Annotated in this window: 2 protein-coding genes; both read left to right on the top strand. The window is 56.2% G+C overall.

All coding sequences use genetic code 11. The annotated features are described in order from the left end of the window. Window positions 1–784: plasmid partitioning protein RepA (gene repA / locus AC1DVA_RS28340; protein WP_476808121.1), on the top strand; the 784-nt coding region annotated here is incomplete at its 5' end. Continuing rightward, a partial coding sequence (gene repB / locus AC1DVA_RS28345; RefSeq protein ID WP_476808122.1) for a plasmid partitioning protein RepB occupies window positions 781–1,392 on the top strand: 612 nt, incomplete at its 3' end. The genes repA and repB, both read left to right, overlap by 4 nt.

Raw genomic sequence — 1,392 nt, forward strand, 5'->3', positions numbered from 1 at the left:
GCTCAGAGGGTATCGCGTTTTGGCGATTGATCTCGATCCGCAGGCGAGCTTGTCGGCGCTATTTGGACATCAGCCGGAATTGGACGTCGGCCCGAACGAAACCCTGTATGGCGCGATCAGGTACGATGAGCACCGCCGGCCGGTCGCCGAGATCGTGCGCTCGACATACATCCCCGATCTCCACCTTATCCCAGGCAATCTCGAACTCATGGAGTTTGAGCACGACACGCCCAAGGCTCTCATGAGGCGCGCTCCCGGGGACACAATGTTCTTCGCTCGCATCGGTCAGGCGCTTTCCGAGATTCAGGATGCCTACGACGTCATTGTGGTCGATTGTCCTCCGCAGCTCGGATTCTTGACAATGTCGGCCCTAACCGCCGCTACTTCGGTTCTAATCACTGTGCATCCCCAGATGCTCGACGTCATGTCAATGAACCAGTTTCTAGCGATGACCGGTGATCTCTTGGAGGAAATCAGTAAGGCCGGCGCAGCGTCGAATTATCTCTGGATGAAATATCTAATCACGCGGTTCGAACCGAGCGACGGTCCTCAAAACCAAATGGTGGCGTTTCTGCGCTCCATCTTTGGCGACCATGTCTTAAATCATCCGATGCTGAAGAGCACCGCTATTTCAGACGCTGGCCTGACGAACCAGACCATTTTCGAGGTGGAACGTAACCAATTCACCCGATCTACCTACGATCGCGCGCTCGAGTCGGTGGAGAGTGTTAACGGCGAAATTGAAGTGATGATACGTAAAGCTTGGGGGAGGGTGGCTGCATGAGCCGAAAGATCTTCGCCGATCTGCCAGCGCCAGGGTCGCAGCCGACCGAGTCTACTGCAACGCCTCGTAGACAGGCGATGCGACCGCTGATGGCTGCGCTTGACATCGAAACTCAGGAGACTGGCCGACGGTCTCCTGTCGGTGCATTGGGGCAATCGCTTGGAGAGATGAGCGAACGGACCAAGCGCGCCGAAGAGATCGAGCGTCGCCTGTCTGCTGGCCAAACGATCGTGGAGATCGACGTTGCCGACGTTGAGCCTTCGTTCGTACCCGACCGCATGCAAATCGACGACGAGGCTTTTGGGAACTTCGTTCAGTCGATCAAGGCGGAAGGCCAGCAAGTCCCAATCTTAGTCCGCCCACACCCAGAGAAGGCGAACAAATATCAGATTGCCTTTGGTCATCGCCGCTGGCGCGCTGCGAAGGCACTCGATCGACCTATCAAGGCTGTCGTCAGATCATTGACAGATCAAGAACTCGTCATTGCTCAGGGACAGGAAAACAACGAACGGCAGGACCTTTCGTACATCGAGAAAGCACTGTTTGCTCGAAGGCTCGACCGCCAGTTTTCGCGCGACGTAATCACCTCCGCTTTAGCCGTCTACAGC

This window comes from Allobosea sp. P4_C6 (assembly GCF_056402015.1).